Below are 15928 nucleotides of genomic sequence, written 5' to 3' on the forward strand. Positions count from 1 at the left end.
AGGCGCTGATGCCAAAGATGCGGCAATGCAGCATTGCGGTACAATCGCCAAGTGAGGCAGATCATGACAAATGCAACAGAGGCGGGTCCTACCCCGTCCAACGTGGCCAAGCTGGCCACGCAGAACCGCGTTCTGAACAGCCGTTCCACCGACCTGATCGGGTTATTCGGCCCCCAAAGCAACCTGACCGCCCTTGTTCGTGAATCCAACGGACGGATTCGCAAGGTTGAAACCGGTGATAAACTGAGCATTGGCCGCATCGTCGGTATCGACGAGGACGGCGTAGTGGTCGAGCGCAATGGAAGCACCCGGCGGTTGGCGCTGCCTTCGGGCTGATCGGCTCTTGACCATTGCCGCGCTGCGGGTCAAACCGCGCCCATGACAAAACTTGCCCTGATCACCGGCGCGTCGCGCGGCTTGGGTGCGGCGCTCGCCGAGGCGCTGGCCCCCACCCATCACGTCATCGCCGTTGCCCGCACCACCGGTGCCCTGGAAGAACTGGACGACCGCATTCAGGCCGCTGGCGGAAGCGCGACACTGGCCCCAATGGACATTACCGACCCGAATGCCATGGCCACCCTGTGTCGCGGAATCCATGACCGCTGGGGCCAGCTGGATCTGTGGCTGCATACGGCAATTCATGCCGCCCCCCTCTGCCCGGCCAACTTTATCGATGCCAAGGATTGGGAGAAATCGGTAGCGATCAATACGACGGCGGTCTCGGTCCTGATCCCTTATGTGGCGCCCCTTTTGGGGCAAACGGGCCAAGCGGTGTTCTTTGACGATCCACGCGCAGGCGAAAAATTCTTCGGAACCTATGGGGCCACCAAAGCGGCACAAATCGCCATGGCCCGCAGTTGGGCGACGGAAGCGGCCCGCACCGGTCCCAGGGTTTCCATCCTGACCCCGTCTGCGATGCCCACCGCCACCCGCGCGCGGTTCTTTCCGGGCGAAGATCGGGCCGCACTTGCCCTCCCTCGGGATGAAGCGGTACGCTTATTGGCACAATTGTGACCGCAGGCGGTCGGAACCGGCGTTCTTGCAACGGATACACGCATTTTTGACCGGAAACAGCGCGCTCGCTTGCCGGTCCCGCATGTCGTGTCTATCAAGAGGCAAAAGGGCAGCACTTCATGCGCATTCTGATCACCAATGACGACGGCATCAACGCACCCGGATTGGACATTCTGGAGACCATCGCCGCCGAACTCACCGGACCGGGCGGAGAGGTCTGGACCGTGGCCCCGGCGTTCGAGCAATCCGGCGTGGCGCATTGCATCAGCTATACGCACCCGATGATGATCGCCAAGATGGGCGAACGCCGGTATGCCGCCGAAGGCAGCCCGGCAGATTGCGTGTTGGCCGGACTGCATGACGTGATGAAAGACACCCCCCCCGATCTGGTCCTGTCCGGCGTCAACCGGGGCAACAACTCGGCCGAGAATGCGCTGTACTCGGGCACCCTTGGCGGCGCGATAGAGGCCGCGTTGCAGGGGCTGCCCGCCATCGCCCTGTCGCAATATTACGGCCCGCGCAATTTCGGCATCGACAATCCATTTGACGCCGCCGCCGGTCATGGTGCCGACGTGATCCGCCGGATTCTGGCCGCCATGCCACAAGCGTCCGAAGACTACCGCCTGTTCTTCAACGTCAATTTCCCCCCGGTCCCGGCGGACGAGGTCAAGGGCATCCAGGTCACGGCCCAGGGATTTCGCCGTGGCACGCAGTTTGAAGTCGAACCGCACAGCTCGCCCTCGGGACGGCGCTTTTTATGGATCAAGGGGGGCAATCAACAGATCAGGACCAAGCCCGGAACCGACGCTTTCGCCAACCTTGATGGATATGTTTCGGTCACGCCGATGCGCGCGGATCTGACCGCCCATGACGCATTGACGGCGATGAAGGCAATCGAATGACAGGGCCCGCCGCCGAAACCAAGATGCAGTTTCTCTATGCGCTGCGCTCGCGTGGGGTGACTGAAAAACGGGTTCTGGAGGCGATGGAAAGCGTCGACCGCGGTAAATTCGTGCGCGGGATCTTTTCTGACCGTTCCTATGAAGACATGCCCCTGCCAATCGCTTGCGGGCAGACCATCAGCCAGCCCTCGGTGGTCGGCTTGATGACACAAGCCCTGCAACTGAGCGGGCGGGACAAGGTCCTTGAGGTGGGCACCGGCTCGGGTTACCAAGCGGCGATTCTGGCGCGGCTGGCGCGGCGTGTTTATACTGTGGACCGGCATGCGCGTCTGGTGCGCGAAGCCCGCCTGGTGTTTGACGAATTGAACCTGACCAATATCACCGCAATGGTTGCGGATGGCTCGTTCGGCTTGCCGGAACAGGCACCGTTTGATCGGATCATCGTCACTGCCGCCGCCGAGGATCCGCCGGGACCGCTCTTGGCGCAACTTAAAATCGGCGGTATCATGATGGTGCCTGTGGGTCAGTCAGACGCGGTACAAACCTTGATCCGGGTGCATCGGACCGAGACAGGGTTTGACTATGACGAAATCCGCCCGGTGCGTTTTGTGCCGCTGCTCGAAGGGCTGGGCAAAGACGTATAAATGAAACAACTGGCATGAACCCCCGATGTAACAGGGGGAAGCGCAACGAGGACAGAGCGATGACACTTCTCTTCAGATCGACTTCGGCCCGGCTGGGTGGCACCGTTGCGGCCATGGTGTTTCTGACAGCCTGCAGCGAGCCGCTGGATTTCGATCTGCGCGGCCAGGTTGGTGCCTTCAACACCAGCGACGCGGCCCGAAACATCACCACGCATCGGCCCAAGCCGGATGATCGTGGCATCATCTCATACCCGAACTATCAGGTGGCGGTGGCCCGGCGGGGCGATACCGTGACCGACGTTGCCAACCGTATCGGAGTACCGGCGGCACAACTTGCCAAATTCAACGGACTCAGCCCGACGGTTCCCTTGCGCGCAAACGAGGTTCTGGCCCTGCCCGGCCGGGTGGCCGAACCCGGCAGCGGCGGCGTGGATATCGCCGCCCTGGCAGGCAACGCCATCGATACTGCGCCCGAGACTACCCCGGTTCAGACCAGCACCCTGAAACCGGCGGCACAGGCGGCTCCTGTTCGCGTTACACAAACCACCCCCGAGCCGGTGCGGCACAAGGTGGCGCGTGGAGAGACCGCCTATACCATCTCGCGGCTCTACCAGGTGTCGGTCAAATCACTGGCGGAATGGAATGGGTTAGGATCAGATTTCGCAATCCGGGAAGGTCAATATCTGCTGATCCCCGTAACCGGATCGCCCGCCCCCAAACGTGGCACGCAAACTGCCGCCGCCGCAGTCACGGAACCCGGAGCAGGCTCGCCAACACCAACGCCGCCAAGCGCGGCCAAGCCCCTGCCCGACGAAAAGATCGACCCCACCCCCCCGGACCCACCCAAAACACCGGTTGGCAAACCGTCCATCGCCAGCACTGCGGCCCTGGCCATGCCGGTGCAGGGCAAGATCATCCGCACCTATGCCAAGGGTCGCAACGATGGCATAGACATTTCCGCGGCCCCGGGAACGGCGATCACCGCCGCTGGCAACGGTTCAGTCGCCGCGATCACGCAAGACGCAGACCAGATACCGATCGTGGTCGTTCGCCATCCTGATAATCTGTTGACTGTCTATGCCAATGTCGATCAGATCTCGGTCAAAAAAGGCGACACCATCGAGCGTGGCCAAAAGCTCGCTCAGCTGCGCAGCGGCGACAACGCCTATGTTCATTTCGAGGTTCGCAACGGATTCGACAGCGTCGATCCGATGCCATACCTCGAATAACAATCCCAGACATTGCCCGGAGCCGTCTGCTGCGCCGTTCAGCGAACGCCCGGCCCTCAAACGCAGGCTCTTGACTGGGTTTGCGCGGCGGTCAAACTGCGCGGATATCAATCAACCGGAGGTCCTGTTATGAAATTTGTTTTGCTCGCGACCGCCATCACCGTCTTGAGTACAGTCACCGCATCTGCCTGCCCATGGGCCGGTGGTTCATTCCGTGGAGAAGAAGCCGATTTTAAGACCTATTTCACTGTCAATGCGGACTGCACGGAAATGAGTTTTGAATCGTCAGGCAACGACGGTATCCAGGCGCAGGACGTTGCGCAGAACTTTGCCCTCGCCGCAGCCGATCACGGCTGGGTGGCTGATATCAATGGCGTGGATGCGACACTGGCCAAAGGCGGGTATTTTGTCGATTTCATCGGCGAAGGGCTCAACACGCGCGTGCACATGAAACACGACTGATGTTTTGGCGGGCAACCCTCGTGCTCCGCCTTTGCGGGACACAACCGCAATGATTACAGGTCAATCGCAATTTTCTGACGCCCGGCGAGGTCGGTAAAGAACTGCCAGGCCACCCGCCCTGATCGCGATCCGCGAGTCGCCTGCCATTCGATGGCTTCGGCCCGAAGGGTTTGGGGATCGATTTTAATGCCGTGGGCAGCACAATACCCATCGATCATCGCAAGGTATTCATCCTGACTGCAGGGGTGGAAGCCCAACCACAGCCCGAACCGGTCACTGAGCGACACTTTTTCCTCGACCGCTTCGGAGGGGCTGATGGCGCTGCTGCGCTCATTCTCGATCATGTCCCGGGGCATCAGGTGGCGGCGATTGCTGGTGGCATAGAAAACGACGTTCTCCGGCCGTCCTTCGATGCCACCATCCAGCACGGCTTTAAGGCTTTTGTAATGCTGATCATCGTGCGAAAATGACAGATCATCGCAGAACAACAGGAACCGGTGCGGTGCGCTGCGCAGATGGTTCAGCAACCGTCCGACGCTGGGCAGATCTTCACGCTGCAACTCGACCAGCTTCAACTCTTCATGCTCTGCTTGAGATTTGGCATGTATTGCCTTGACTAAACTTGACTTTCCCATGCCGCGCGCGCCCCACAATAGGGCATTGTTGGCGGCAAACCCAGCCGCAAACCGACGGGTGTTATCCAATAGGGTATCGCGTGATCGATCGATACCGACCAACAGATCCAGATCCACCCGATTGACATCGGTTACAGGCTCCAGCCGATCCGGCTCGACATGCCAGACAAAGGCGGTGGCCGCAGTAAAATCTGGGGCGGGCATCGGCGGCGGCGACATACGTTCCAGCGCCGCCGCGATCCGGTCCATCGGGTCGTCGATCACTTGCCGTCTTCCTCTTCAAACTCGGACATCAACGGGTCTTCGAACTCCTCGTCGTCATAGTACCCGTCCGCGCGCAGCTGTTCTTCGCGCTTCTTCTCGACACGGCGCACCAGAAGTATGGACACTTCGTATAGCCCGTAGACCACCACGAACAGGATCACCTGGGTGATCACATCCGGCGGTGTCACCAGCGCAGCCAGCACCAGGATGCCGACAACGGCATACTTACGCACATTGCCCAGCCCCTGCGCACTGACCAGCCCAGCCTTGCCCATCAGGGTCAGAAGCACCGGCAGTTGGAAACACAGGCCAAAGGCGACGATGAATTTGATCGTCAGGTTCAGGTATTCCTGAGCACTGCCCTGAAACACCACACTTAGCGGAGCGGCCCCGTCCACCACGGCTTCGCCCTCGGTGCCGAATTGCTGGAACCCGAGAAAGAAATCATAGGCCAGCGGCGTGACAACGTAAAATGCAAACGACGCCCCCAGCACGAACATGAAGGGCGAGGCCACCAGAAACGGCAGAAACGCACCTTTTTCCGATTTGTACAAACCGGGCGCAACGAACCGCCACATCTGTAAACCGATATAGGGAAAGGCCAGCAAGAAGCCCCCCAACAGGGACACTTTGATGGCGACAAAGAACCCCTCTTGTGGGCTGATAAAGATCAGATCGCAATCCTGTCCCCGCTCTGCGAGCACCTGGCACAGCGGGGCCGTGAGGAAATTGAAGATGGGCGTGGCGACGGTAAAACAGATGATCATGCCGATCAGAAAGGCCACCACAGAATGGATCAGCCGATTGCGCAATTCGGCCAGGTGTTCGATCAGCGGCGCGCTGGAATCGTCGATCTCTTCGGTCGGACTCATGTCTTGCTTTCCGGCTCCTGGGCCAATGCTGCCTCGGCCGCGGCCGCCTTGGCCTGCGCCTCTTCGGCCTCGCGCTTCAATCGATCTGCTGCGGCCCTCGCGGTAGCGGCCTGGATCTTCTTGGTCTTTTCGGCACGCTCCGCCGCCAGCTTGCCGGTCTCGCTGTCGGGGTCATATTTGGACGGGTCCAGCTTGGCCGGATTGATGCTGTCGGTCAGATCACGCGCCGCATCCTTGACCCCGTCCATAGCGCTGGCCATGGGGTTTGTTGCGGCCTTGAGCCCCTTTGCCACATCATGGACGCCCGATTCTTCAGCCGCGTCGTGCATCGCGCTGGAAAACTCTCGCGCCATGCCTTTGGCTTTGCCCACAAACCGTCCGACATTGCGGAACAGCACTGGCAAATCCTTGGGGCCGACGACGATCAGCGCGACAATTCCGATGACCAGCAGCTCGGTCCAGCCCAGGTCGAACATTGCAGGTTACACCTTGTCCTTGTCGGTTTCAGGCGTGACGTCCTTGGCCGATTCCGATGCGTCCTCTTCCAGTTCTTTCTGGCCATCGTTGATGCCCTTCTTGAACGACGTGATGCCCTTGCCCACTTCGCCCATCAGCGAGCTGATCTTGCCGCGTCCGAACAGGACCAAAACCACGATTGCGATCAGCAACAGGCCCGGAAGGCCAATATTGTTCAACATGTCCGTCTCCTCAGACAGGCGCCGCGCCGGGTGGCGAAAGCGCATGAAAAGTCGATTGTGTTCTACGCAGGGTCCGCCACCGAGAAAAGCGGCAACCGGACCGGCGGGGGCATTTCCCGTCATTATGGCGTGCAATGCTCTTTGTCTCTCGCAACAACTGACATGTTTTTGTCAGTTTTTGTGGACATAAATGCAAAACCGTGACAGCAAACCCCATGCCACGCTCCGACCGCCTGCTAGATCTCATTGCCCTCCTGCGCGACGGCCAACTGCACCGGGCCAGCGATCTGGCGGAGAGGATGGGCGTGTCGCAGCGCACAATCTATCGCGATATGGAGCGCCTGATTGCCTCGGGTGTTCCGGTGCAGGGGACACGCGGCACCGGGTATCGCACGCTGGATCGAACCACTCTGCCCCCACTGACCCTGACCCGCGCCGAAGTGGATGCATTGACACTTGGCATAGCCATCGTATCCGAAGCCGCTGACCCCGATTTGAAATCGGCCGCCCTGTCGCTGTCAGACAAAATAGAGGCAAGCCTTTCGGCCGAAACCCTGGACGCGGCGGATGCCTGGAAAGCCGCGCTGACGCCACTGGCGGATTCCGCGCGGGGGTTGTCTCATATGGCCAGCCTGCGCAGCGCCATTGCAGGCAAGCAGAAATTCCGCCTTGGCTATCGCTCGTCAAATGGAATTCTCAGTATCCGGACTGTTCGCCCGCTGCGTCTCGAATCCTGGGGCCATATCTGGATTCTGATTTCCTGGTGTGAACTGCGCGAGGATTTCCGGGAATTCCGTACCGACCTGATCGAGACCGCAACACCGTTGCCTGAACTGTTCGTTGATGAGCCCGGCAAACGGCTGGCGGACTACCTGGGCATGCCCGGGCCGGATATCTGAACCTCAATTCGATTAGGTCGGAAAGACGAAACACCGCGATCTCGGCACGGTCAGCCACATGACTGTCCCTTCTGCGGGCAGAAACACATTTGGCACGGTGGCTTTTAGGACCGAGCCGTCGAAATCCATGCAGAATTCAACCAGGCTTTCGTGGCCCATGAACCGCGCCCGCTTGACCAGCGCACGCGCCGGAACGCCGTCGGTCGGGGTCGGGCGCGGACCGTTCCCGGCGCGGTCAAAATCGATGCGCACGTGCTGAGGCCGAAATACAATATCGACGTCGGTGCCATCGGGGACACCGGGGGCCAGGAACTGACCGAACAGGGTCTGTGCCAGCGCCCCGCTCACCGTTGCGCGCAGCACGTTGGCATCCGAAAAAAACGCCACTGACGCCCGGTCGACCGGACGGGTATATACGTTGTAGGGCGCGCCCTGCTGCACGATGCGCCCGTCGCGCATCAGCGCGATTTCATCTGCCATCCGCATCGCTTCGTCCGGCTCGTGGGTGACCAGCAGAACGGCAGTGTCTTCTTCCTTAAGCAGGGTCAGGGTTTCGTCCCGGATACCGTCGCGCAACCGGTTGTCCAGCCCAGAAAACGGTTCGTCCATCAGCATGATTCTCGGTCGCGGGGCCAAAGCGCGGGCCAGGGCCACGCGTTGTTGTTCGCCGCCAGAAAGTTGATGGGGATAACCGTCGATAAATTGCAGCAGATCGACCTTGTCCAACAGTTCGGCCACCCGGGCGCGTTTTTCCTCTTTGCTGCCTCTCAGGCCAAAGGCGACATTGCCCGCCACACTGAGATGCGGAAACAGGGCAAAGTCCTGAAACATCAGCCCGATCTCACGGCGCTCGGGCGGGACACGAAACACGGTGTCGCAGACCAGCTTGCCATCGACCCAGATTTCACCGCTGTCCTGCATTTCAACGCCAGCGATCATACGCAGGGTTGTGGATTTGCCGCAACCTGAGGGCCCAAGCAGGCAGGTCACCTGCCCCGGCATAATCCGCAGTGACACGTTATCGACCACCGCGCGGCCCTGGAAACGCCGCACCAGGTTGCGGATCTCCAGCCTTGGAACCGCTGGCGTGATACCAGGCTGTTCGATTTCGGATTGCACCGCTGGAGCCTCTTTGTCTTTATCCGATCAAAATCATCGGGGTTGAACGCAAATAGCAATCCCGCACCTTGGGTGCAAGCGTCGCTCGGAGCCAACCCTATCTGGGCGCGAACACCGACCAACCCGTGCGCTCGGCCAGACGTTCCAGCGCACGGGACCCCAGTTCGGAATTTCCCGACCGGTTCAAGCCCGGCGACCAGCATCCGATGGCCGCCTGCCCCGGAGCCACGGCCAGAATACCGCCCCCAACCCCGCTTTTGCCCGGCAGCCCGACGCTGAAGGCAAACTCGCCAGAGCGGTCATAATGCCCGCAGGTCAGCATCAGCGTATTGATCTGACGCGCCATGCGGGCGGCTATTACGCGTGGTCCACCGGGGTACAGGCAGCCATCATAGGCCAGGAATCGCCCCGCCATCGCCAGTTGCCGAGCGGTCATGGCAATGGCGCAATGGTGGAAATAGACCCCGAGCGTCTGCTCAACCGGGCCATCTATTGTGCCAAACTCGCGCATGAAATTGGCCAGAGCGATATTGCGGAACCCGGTTTCCTGCTCTGAGCGCGCTACGGCCGGGTCTATGGCGATATCCTCGTCTCCGGCGACAAAGCGGACGAATTGCAGGATCTCCCCCAATGCTTCCTTGGGCATATAGCTGCTCAGAATGCTGTCGGTGACCGCAATCGCACCGGCATTGATAAAGGGATTGCGCGGCAAACCCCGTTCGTATTCCAGTTGCACGATGGAATTGAACGGATCGCCCGAAGGCTCGCGCCCGACGCGGGACCACATCTGTTCGCCCATCTTCCCCAGCGCCAGCGCAAGGGTAAACACCTTGGACACGCTCTGGATCGAAAATCGCATTGTACAGTCGCCTGCGGAAATTGTCGTGCCGTCCGGCAGAACCACGGCCAGCGCAAAATGCGCCGGATCCACACGCGCCAACGGAGGAATGTAATCAGCGACCTTTCCCCGGTTGGTTTGCGCCGCCATTTCTTCGGCGATCTCGGTGACAATCCGCTCCAGCCGCCCGGCGGTCACAGGGTGTTCAGCCATGACGACCTCCGATCCTAGTTGCGCGTATTTCGCGTCTGGTCTGCACCCAGATCGAACCACGCCTCGGCCCGAACGCGTCCATTGACCTGCAATTCAACCTTGTGCGCCCCGGGGTACAGCCTGAACGTGGTCGCATCCCCCCTGAGCCGATGCGATTTCGTCAGTTCGACGGTCTGTCCCACCCGCAACTGCACCTGCTTGAGCTTGAACACCTTGGCGGTCAATCCACCATTCGCCTTGCGCCGCCACAGGATGTAATCCACCAGAGCCCCGCAATCCTGCGTGGCACGCAGGCGCGCTGAGACGGTCAGAACCTCGCCAATGGCGATCTTTCGCGGCAGTCTGAATTCATCCACGTCGATCCCGGCATCGGGGTCATAGCCCAGCATGACCATCGCGCGCGGATCTCCGGCCTTGATCAACCCGCGCAAGGCGTGGCGCGTCATCCAGTCCAGCTCCGCACGCTCCTGCCGCCCCTGCTCTGCCCAGCCATCCAACCGGTCCATCGCCAGTTCCGGCACGCGCTTGCTGATATCGTTCATATGGTTGGCCACCGACCGCGTGACATAGCGGGTGGTGTCCCCGTGCAGCCGATCCAACAGCGGCAGCGGCGCAGTGATCTCCAGCGCGATCCCCTGCCCCCAGGGCAATCTGGGACGGGTGCCTTCGCTGACCAGGCGGCGCACGTGATAGCTGTCATGATCAACCCAATCTGCCATCCGTTCCAGCACCAGATCCGGCCAGCGGTTCAGGAAAGGGCGGATCGCCCATTCCATCGAAAACCGCTGGGTGATCTCGGCGAGCAGATTCAGCGCCAGATCGGGTGTTTCCAGTCCGCGCGTTGCAACCAGTTCTCCCAGCGGCGCAAAAATGAAATCACCGAAATCGTCATCGGTGCGGCTGGGGTCCAGCGGCGGTGGCAATGCCGCGAGCAGGACAGGTGCAAGGTCGTGCAGGGGGCCGGGAATCTGCGCGCCAAGGCATTCGGCGATCCACGAGATCCTCTGTTTCAGTTCAAGCTCGGGCAACCGTTCCATCACCTGCGTCTGGAACCGGTTCGCCGCAAACCCGCCGTCTGCTGCGGCAAAAAGGTCCGCAAGATAGCCGACCTTTTCGGAATTGAACAACTGGTCTTTCAGAGAGAACCCCGTTGCCATGTCACATGGTCAGGTTGGTGGCACCGCCATCGAGCAACAGGTTCTGCCCCACGATGAACCCAGCTTGCTGGCTGCACAGGAACGCACAGGCCGCGCCGAATTCCGCGCGCGTCCCATAGCGCCCCGCCGGAATGGTCGCCTCGCGCTGGATGCGGGCATCCTCGATGCTGATATTCTGCGCCCGGCTGACGCCCCCGTCCAATGACGTTGCGCGGTCGGTGTCATGGATGCCCGGCAGCAGATTGTTGATGGTCACGCCCTTGCCAGCCACCTGCCGCGAGGTACCCGCGACATAGCCGGTCAGCCCGGTACGGGCCGAATTGGACAGTCCCAGAACCCCGATTGGCGCGCGCACCGACTGGCTGGTGATGTTCACCACGCGGCCCCAGCCCCGATCCATCATACCCGGTACCAGCGCTTTGATCAGTGCGATCGGGGCCAGCATGTTGGCATCCAGCGCCTTGATGAAATCCTCGCGGTCCCAATCCGACCACATGCCCGGAGGTGGCCCGCCTGCGTTGTTGACCAGAATGTCGACCGCACCCGCCGCCTCGATAACCTGGGTCTGACCTTCGCGCGTTGCGACATCCGCAGCAACGGTTGTCACCTGCACGCCGTGGGCGTCGCGGATCGCCTGTGCCGACGCTTCAAGTGCCGCGGCGCCGCGTGCATTCATCACCAGCTCGACGCCAGCCTCGGCCAAAGCCTCGGCACAGCCCAGACCCAGCCCCTTGCTGCTGGCGCAGACCAGCGCACGTTTTCCGGCTATTCCCAGATCCATTGTCCAACTCCTATCCAACAGTCCCTACCGAAGTAACACCGGACCCGCCCGCATTGCCAGCACATCGCATAAAAATGACCGCCAGTCCGCGCAGCTCTTTGGCACCCCAGCAGACCAACGCACCACGGCCCGGGAAATGTATCCCGTATCCGGTGCAGGCGCGCGAACCGCCTCACAGCGGAAATTTGCGTAGAACCGGACCGCCAGACCGGCATGAAAGAACCGCGCTCAACCGGTCTCAGAGAAGCCAAGGGGGCAATGATCGTTGCGGTTCGACAGCATAGGCTGCTGCCACCGGATGATTGCCCCTACGCCCTTCTGCCATCGTGTCCGCACATGACACGGTCAGCGCTAGATCGGCGCCTTGAGAGCCAGATCATCTCATCCTAGATCCGATCCACCAGATGCCGGGATTGAACCGCTCGCATCAGGGGGTTCGCGGCACATTTCCGGACAAGCGAATTATATTTAAGGATTTAAAATAACACAATAAATCATTTCAGCCCATCGAAAGGCCGAGTGGACACAACCTCTGAATGCGGGCACAAGCCAGAGCTTGTGGCGTCGAAATTGTCAATTCCGAATGCATCCGAGCGGCGGCGGAACCGACACCGTCAGCCACCATTCCACCAAACGCGACGCCGCAAGCGACCAATCCCGATGCCCCCGCGTGACACGCGTTCAGAAATCCAGACAGCACCCATTGCATCCCCGACAAAGGGAACATCCCCTACGCTTTCACAAAAAGTTCGCGAGGGGTGGTGCAGAAACATGCATATCCGGTTTCAGTGATGCGGATCGGTTCAGTAATCTCCAGCCCGCCATCGTCCAGCCAGAGGGCTGGCATAAAATGAAAGGTCATGTCCGGTTCCAGCACCGTTTCATCGCCACGCCGAAACGAGATCGTGCGCTCGCCCCAATCGGGCGGATAGCTGATCCCGATGGCATATCCGCAGCGGCTGTCCTTTTCATAACCGGCCTTGTTCAAAGTTGCATTGAACGCATTTGCGATATCCTGCGCCTGATTGCCCGGCTTGGCCTGCTCCAGCCCCGAAGCAATCGCATCCAGCACGGCCTGTTCCGCATCGCGGTACTTCTGTGGCACCTCACCAAAAAACAGTGTGCGCGATTGCGGGCACTGATAGCGACAATGCGCACCGGCAATCTCAAAGAAGGTGGCTTCTCCCGTTTCCATCGGGCGGTCATCCCAGGTCAGATGCGGTGCGGTGGCATCCAGCCCCGAAGGGGCCATCGGCACAATCGCGGGATAGTCCCCCCAAAACCCGTCGGCACCCCGAATACCCGCGGCATATATTTCGGCCACGAGATCGTTCTTGCGCATACCGGGTTCGGCGACATCCAGAATGTGTGCATGCATCGTTTCGACGATCCGGGCGGCACGCTGCATGTACTCGATTTCGCGTTCGGATTTGACCGCGCGCTGCCAGTTCACCAAGCCGGTTGCATCCAGAAAGTCGGCTTGTGGCAGACACTTTTCAAGAGTGCGGTGCGCTTTGGCAGAGTAATAATAGTTGTCCATCTCGACCCCGATCCGTAGATCTGACAGGCCCAATTCCGCCAATAAATGCGACAGGTTTTCCATTGGATGCTTGTCCGGGTTTTGCACATAGGCATCGTCATACCCCCTGATGCAGTCATCCTGCATGAACACGGTACGGCGCGCACCAAGCGCATCCATTTGCCGCCCCCACCAGACCGGTTCGCCCTCGCCCGTCAGGATCACCGCCTGAAACACATAGAACGACCAGCCATCGTAACCGGAAAGCCACGACATGTTCGACGGGTCGCTGACCACAATCGCGTCCAGCCCCAAACGGAACAGTTCGGCGCGGGTCTTGTCGATCCGGCGCAGATATTCGCCGGTCGTAAAGTTGGAGCGGAAAGTCGTCATGGCGGCTGCGCCTCCGTTAACCTGTCTTTATGATGCTGCGGCCAAACACTGCGGCCAGTTGGCCGATGTCGTACCTGTCGAATCCTGTATGCAGCAGTTCCTTGTAAATCGGCAAATGGTATCCTGAATTCGAGTACCCCCTTCAGTGAGAGGATTGCCGATCACCGACCGATCCGGCCCGGCTTAACCAATGCTGCCATCATCGCAATTGACGGGATTACAATTACACCGCATCACTGCGCGATGAGCCTTTTGAAACTCGACAGCCGCGATATATCCATCCTGCAAGTCCTCAGCCGGCAAGGCCGGATTTCCAAGTCCGCATTGGCCAAGCGCGTCAATCTCAGCGCCGCAGCGTGCTGGGAACGATTGCAACGGCTGGAAAAGGCAGGTGCGATAGAGACCTATTCCGCCCGCATCGCGTTGCGGCGACTGGTGCCGCATATCACGGTCTTCGTGATGGTCGAACTGGGCGCACATCGCGCGGAGAGTTTTCAACGGTTCGAAGCGGTGATCGCGCAGCATGACGAGATTACCGGATGCTGGGCTTTGGGCGGCGGATTCGACTATCTGTTGCTCGTGACCACGCGCGACATCGACAGTTACCAGCACCTGATGGATGCCCTGCTCGAGCAGAACTCCGGGCTGACCCGCTATTTCACCTATATCGTGACCAAAGCGATCAAGGACGCACCGCCGCCCCTCGCAGCGCTGATGGCCGCCAGCGAAGGCTGAACCGCCGAAAAATCTTTGGAACAAGGCCACGGAATCCGACAGTTCTTTGCCGACCGGGGGCAAGGACCGGCAAAAGTCGTGCGGCTGGTACGCTATGCGTGGATTGCCCGCGTTCCCGTAGCGACATCGCCACCAAAAGGAAAACCTATGCTGAAAAATGATATGCTGGACCAATGGGACCGCGAGACATTTTTTCATCCCTCGACCCATCTTGCACAGCACGCGCGCGGCGAAAGCCCGACGCGCGTTATCAGCGGCGGCCAAGGCAGCCACATCGTTGATCGCGACGGCAACCGGTTTCTGGATGCCTTCGCCGGGCTTTATTGTGTAAACGTCGGCTACGGGCGCACCGAAATTGCCGAGGCCATTGCCGAACAGGCGCGCGAACTGGCTTATTACCATGCCTATGTCGGGCACGGTACCGAAGCCTCCATCCGCCTGGCCAAGATGATCCTGGACCGCGCGCCCAAAGGCATGAGCAAGGTGTATTTCGGCCTGTCCGGATCGGATGCCAACGAAACCAACATCAAGCTGATCTGGTACTATAACAACATCCTTGGCCGTCCCGAGAAAAAGAAAATCATCAGCCGATGGCGCGGCTATCACGGGTCGGGTTTGATGACCGGTTCGCTGACGGGGCTTGAACTGTTTCACCGCAAGTTCGATTTGCCGCTGACCCAGGTGGTCCACACCGAGGCGCCCTATTATTATCGCCGCCGCGATGCCGATATGGGCGAGCAGGCATTTACCGCCCATCTGGCGGCGGAACTCGAAGCGTTGATCGAACGCGAAGGGGCGGACACCATCGCCGCCTTTATTGGCGAACCGGTTCTGGGCACCGGGGGAATCGTCCCGCCCCCCGCAGGATATTGGCAGGCTATCCAGGCCGTTCTGGACAGGCACGACATCCTGCTGGTAGCGGATGAGGTGGTGACCGGGTTTGGTCGGCTGGGCAGCATGTTCGGATCGGATCACTATGGGATGAAACCCGATCTGATCACCATCGCCAAAGGGCTGACCTCGGCCTATGCGCCGCTGTCGGGTTCAATCGTGGGCGAGCGGATGTGGAAGGTTCTGGAACAAGGCACCGACGAAAACGGTCCGATCGGGCATGGCTGGACCTATTCGGCGCATCCCATCGGCGCCGCCGCCGGTGTGGCGAACCTGAAACTGATTGACGATCTGGATCTGATCGGCAACGCCGCCCAGGTCGGGGCCGAGTTGAACGCGCAGATGCGTGCCGCACTTGGCAACCACGCCAACGTCGGTGAGATCCGCGGCGAAGGAATGCTCTGTGCTGTGGAATTGGTCGAAGATCGCGACAATCGGGTTTTCTTTGATCCATCGCGCAAGATCGGACCCGCAATTTCTGCGGCAATGGCGGACCGCGGCGTGATTGCCCGGGCCATGCCACAAGGAGATATCATCGGCTACGCCCCGCCGTTCTGCATGACCCGGCAGGAAGCTGAAACCGTGGTGTCCGCGACCGTCGATGCAATTAAACAGGTGCTTGGCTGACCGGGCCGGGACGTGGGCAGGCCCCGATTGCCGCCC

18 protein-coding genes are annotated in these 15928 nt (G+C 60.4%); 9 read left to right on the forward strand and 9 right to left on the reverse strand.

What is annotated here, in order from left to right; all coding sequences use genetic code 11:
* Positions 1-63 precede the first annotated feature (63 nt).
* The 6 genes from NANH_RS0105970 (at position 64) to NANH_RS0105995 (ending at position 4251) form a co-directional block, all read left to right on the forward strand.
* Positions 64-336, forward strand: coding sequence for a hypothetical protein (locus NANH_RS0105970; protein WP_027261201.1), 273 nt, complete (start codon positions 64-66; stop codon positions 334-336).
* A gap of 42 nt (positions 337-378) precedes the next feature.
* Complete coding sequence (locus NANH_RS0105975; RefSeq protein ID WP_027261202.1) at positions 379-1014, forward strand: SDR family NAD(P)-dependent oxidoreductase; 636 nt, start codon at positions 379-381, stop codon at positions 1012-1014.
* A 119-nt stretch (positions 1015-1133) separates the two neighbouring features.
* Entirely contained in the window at positions 1134-1916 is a 783-nt protein-coding gene (gene surE / locus NANH_RS0105980; RefSeq protein ID WP_027261203.1) for a 5'/3'-nucleotidase SurE, read from the forward strand.
* Positions 1913-2560, forward strand: a complete 648-nt coding sequence (locus tag NANH_RS0105985; protein ID WP_027261204.1) for a protein-L-isoaspartate(D-aspartate) O-methyltransferase — start codon at positions 1913-1915, stop codon at positions 2558-2560. The genes surE and NANH_RS0105985 overlap by 4 nt, the downstream gene beginning before the upstream one ends.
* A gap of 59 nt (positions 2561-2619) precedes the next feature.
* Positions 2620-3789 carry a LysM peptidoglycan-binding domain-containing protein gene (locus tag NANH_RS0105990; RefSeq protein ID WP_027261205.1) on the forward strand — a complete coding sequence of 390 codons (1170 nt, stop codon included), beginning with the start codon at positions 2620-2622 and terminating at the stop codon, positions 3787-3789.
* Between the two features lie 129 nt (positions 3790-3918).
* Positions 3919-4251: a hypothetical protein gene (locus NANH_RS0105995; protein ID WP_027261206.1), complete on the forward strand. Its 333-nt coding sequence runs from the start codon at positions 3919-3921 to the stop codon at positions 4249-4251.
* A 53-nt stretch (positions 4252-4304) separates the two neighbouring features.
* Here NANH_RS0105995 and NANH_RS0106000 read toward each other — a convergent pair whose 3' ends face one another.
* The 4 genes from NANH_RS0106000 to NANH_RS0106015 are packed head-to-tail and all read right to left on the reverse strand — an operon-like array spanning position 4305 to position 6720.
* Positions 4305-5135 (reverse strand): ATP-binding protein, encoded by an 831-nt coding sequence (locus NANH_RS0106000; protein ID WP_407694961.1) that lies wholly within the window; start codon positions 5133-5135, stop codon positions 4305-4307.
* A gap of 11 nt (positions 5136-5146) precedes the next feature.
* The gene (gene tatC / locus NANH_RS0106005) at positions 5147-6022 is read right to left on the reverse strand and encodes a twin-arginine translocase subunit TatC (protein WP_027261208.1); all 876 of its coding nucleotides are present in this window, start codon (positions 6020-6022) and stop codon (positions 5147-5149) included.
* Positions 6019-6498 carry a Sec-independent protein translocase protein TatB gene (gene tatB, locus NANH_RS0106010; RefSeq protein ID WP_027261209.1) on the reverse strand — a complete coding sequence of 160 codons (480 nt, stop codon included), beginning with the start codon at positions 6496-6498 and terminating at the stop codon, positions 6019-6021. The genes tatC and tatB overlap by 4 nt, the downstream gene beginning before the upstream one ends.
* Before the next feature lie 6 nt (positions 6499-6504).
* Positions 6505-6720, reverse strand: coding sequence for a twin-arginine translocase TatA/TatE family subunit (locus NANH_RS0106015; RefSeq protein WP_027261210.1), 216 nt, complete (start codon positions 6718-6720; stop codon positions 6505-6507).
* A 215-nt stretch (positions 6721-6935) separates the two neighbouring features.
* Here NANH_RS0106015 and NANH_RS0106020 point away from each other — a divergent pair, with 215 nt between their 5' ends.
* Positions 6936-7619, forward strand: a complete 684-nt coding sequence (locus NANH_RS0106020) for a helix-turn-helix transcriptional regulator (RefSeq protein ID WP_027261211.1) — start codon at positions 6936-6938, stop codon at positions 7617-7619.
* Between the two features lie 12 nt (positions 7620-7631).
* Here the strand turns inward: NANH_RS0106020 and NANH_RS0106025 are convergent, their stop codons facing one another.
* The 5 genes from NANH_RS0106025 to doeA form a co-directional block, all read right to left on the reverse strand.
* Complete coding sequence (locus NANH_RS0106025; RefSeq protein WP_245601409.1) at positions 7632-8738, reverse strand: ABC transporter ATP-binding protein; 1107 nt, start codon at positions 8736-8738, stop codon at positions 7632-7634.
* 97 nt (positions 8739-8835) lie between these two features.
* Positions 8836-9789: a glutaminase gene (locus tag NANH_RS0106030; RefSeq protein WP_051372258.1), complete on the reverse strand. Its 954-nt coding sequence runs from the start codon at positions 9787-9789 to the stop codon at positions 8836-8838.
* A gap of 14 nt (positions 9790-9803) precedes the next feature.
* Positions 9804-10946 carry a hypothetical protein gene (locus tag NANH_RS0106035; RefSeq protein ID WP_027261214.1) on the reverse strand — a complete coding sequence of 381 codons (1143 nt, stop codon included), beginning with the start codon at positions 10944-10946 and terminating at the stop codon, positions 9804-9806.
* A 1-nt stretch (position 10947) separates the two neighbouring features.
* Positions 10948-11727, reverse strand: coding sequence for an SDR family oxidoreductase (locus NANH_RS0106040; protein WP_027261215.1), 780 nt, complete (start codon positions 11725-11727; stop codon positions 10948-10950).
* Positions 11728-12457: 730 nt separating this feature from the next.
* Positions 12458-13639: an ectoine hydrolase DoeA gene (doeA, locus tag NANH_RS0106045; protein WP_027261216.1), complete on the reverse strand. Its 1182-nt coding sequence runs from the start codon at positions 13637-13639 to the stop codon at positions 12458-12460.
* Between the two features lie 252 nt (positions 13640-13891).
* On the opposite strand from doeA, the gene NANH_RS0106050 reads away from it, so the two are divergent.
* Both NANH_RS0106050 and NANH_RS0106055 read left to right on the forward strand, forming a co-directional pair.
* Positions 13892-14374, forward strand: a complete 483-nt coding sequence (locus NANH_RS0106050; RefSeq protein WP_027261217.1) for an Lrp/AsnC family transcriptional regulator — start codon at positions 13892-13894, stop codon at positions 14372-14374.
* Between the two features lie 147 nt (positions 14375-14521).
* The gene (locus tag NANH_RS0106055) at positions 14522-15892 is read left to right on the forward strand and encodes an aspartate aminotransferase family protein (protein WP_027261218.1); all 1371 of its coding nucleotides are present in this window, start codon (positions 14522-14524) and stop codon (positions 15890-15892) included.
* The last annotated feature ends 36 nt before the right edge of the window (positions 15893-15928 follow it).

The organism is Sedimentitalea nanhaiensis DSM 24252 (assembly GCF_000473225.1).
Lineage (GTDB): Bacteria > Pseudomonadota > Alphaproteobacteria > Rhodobacterales > Rhodobacteraceae > Sedimentitalea > Sedimentitalea nanhaiensis.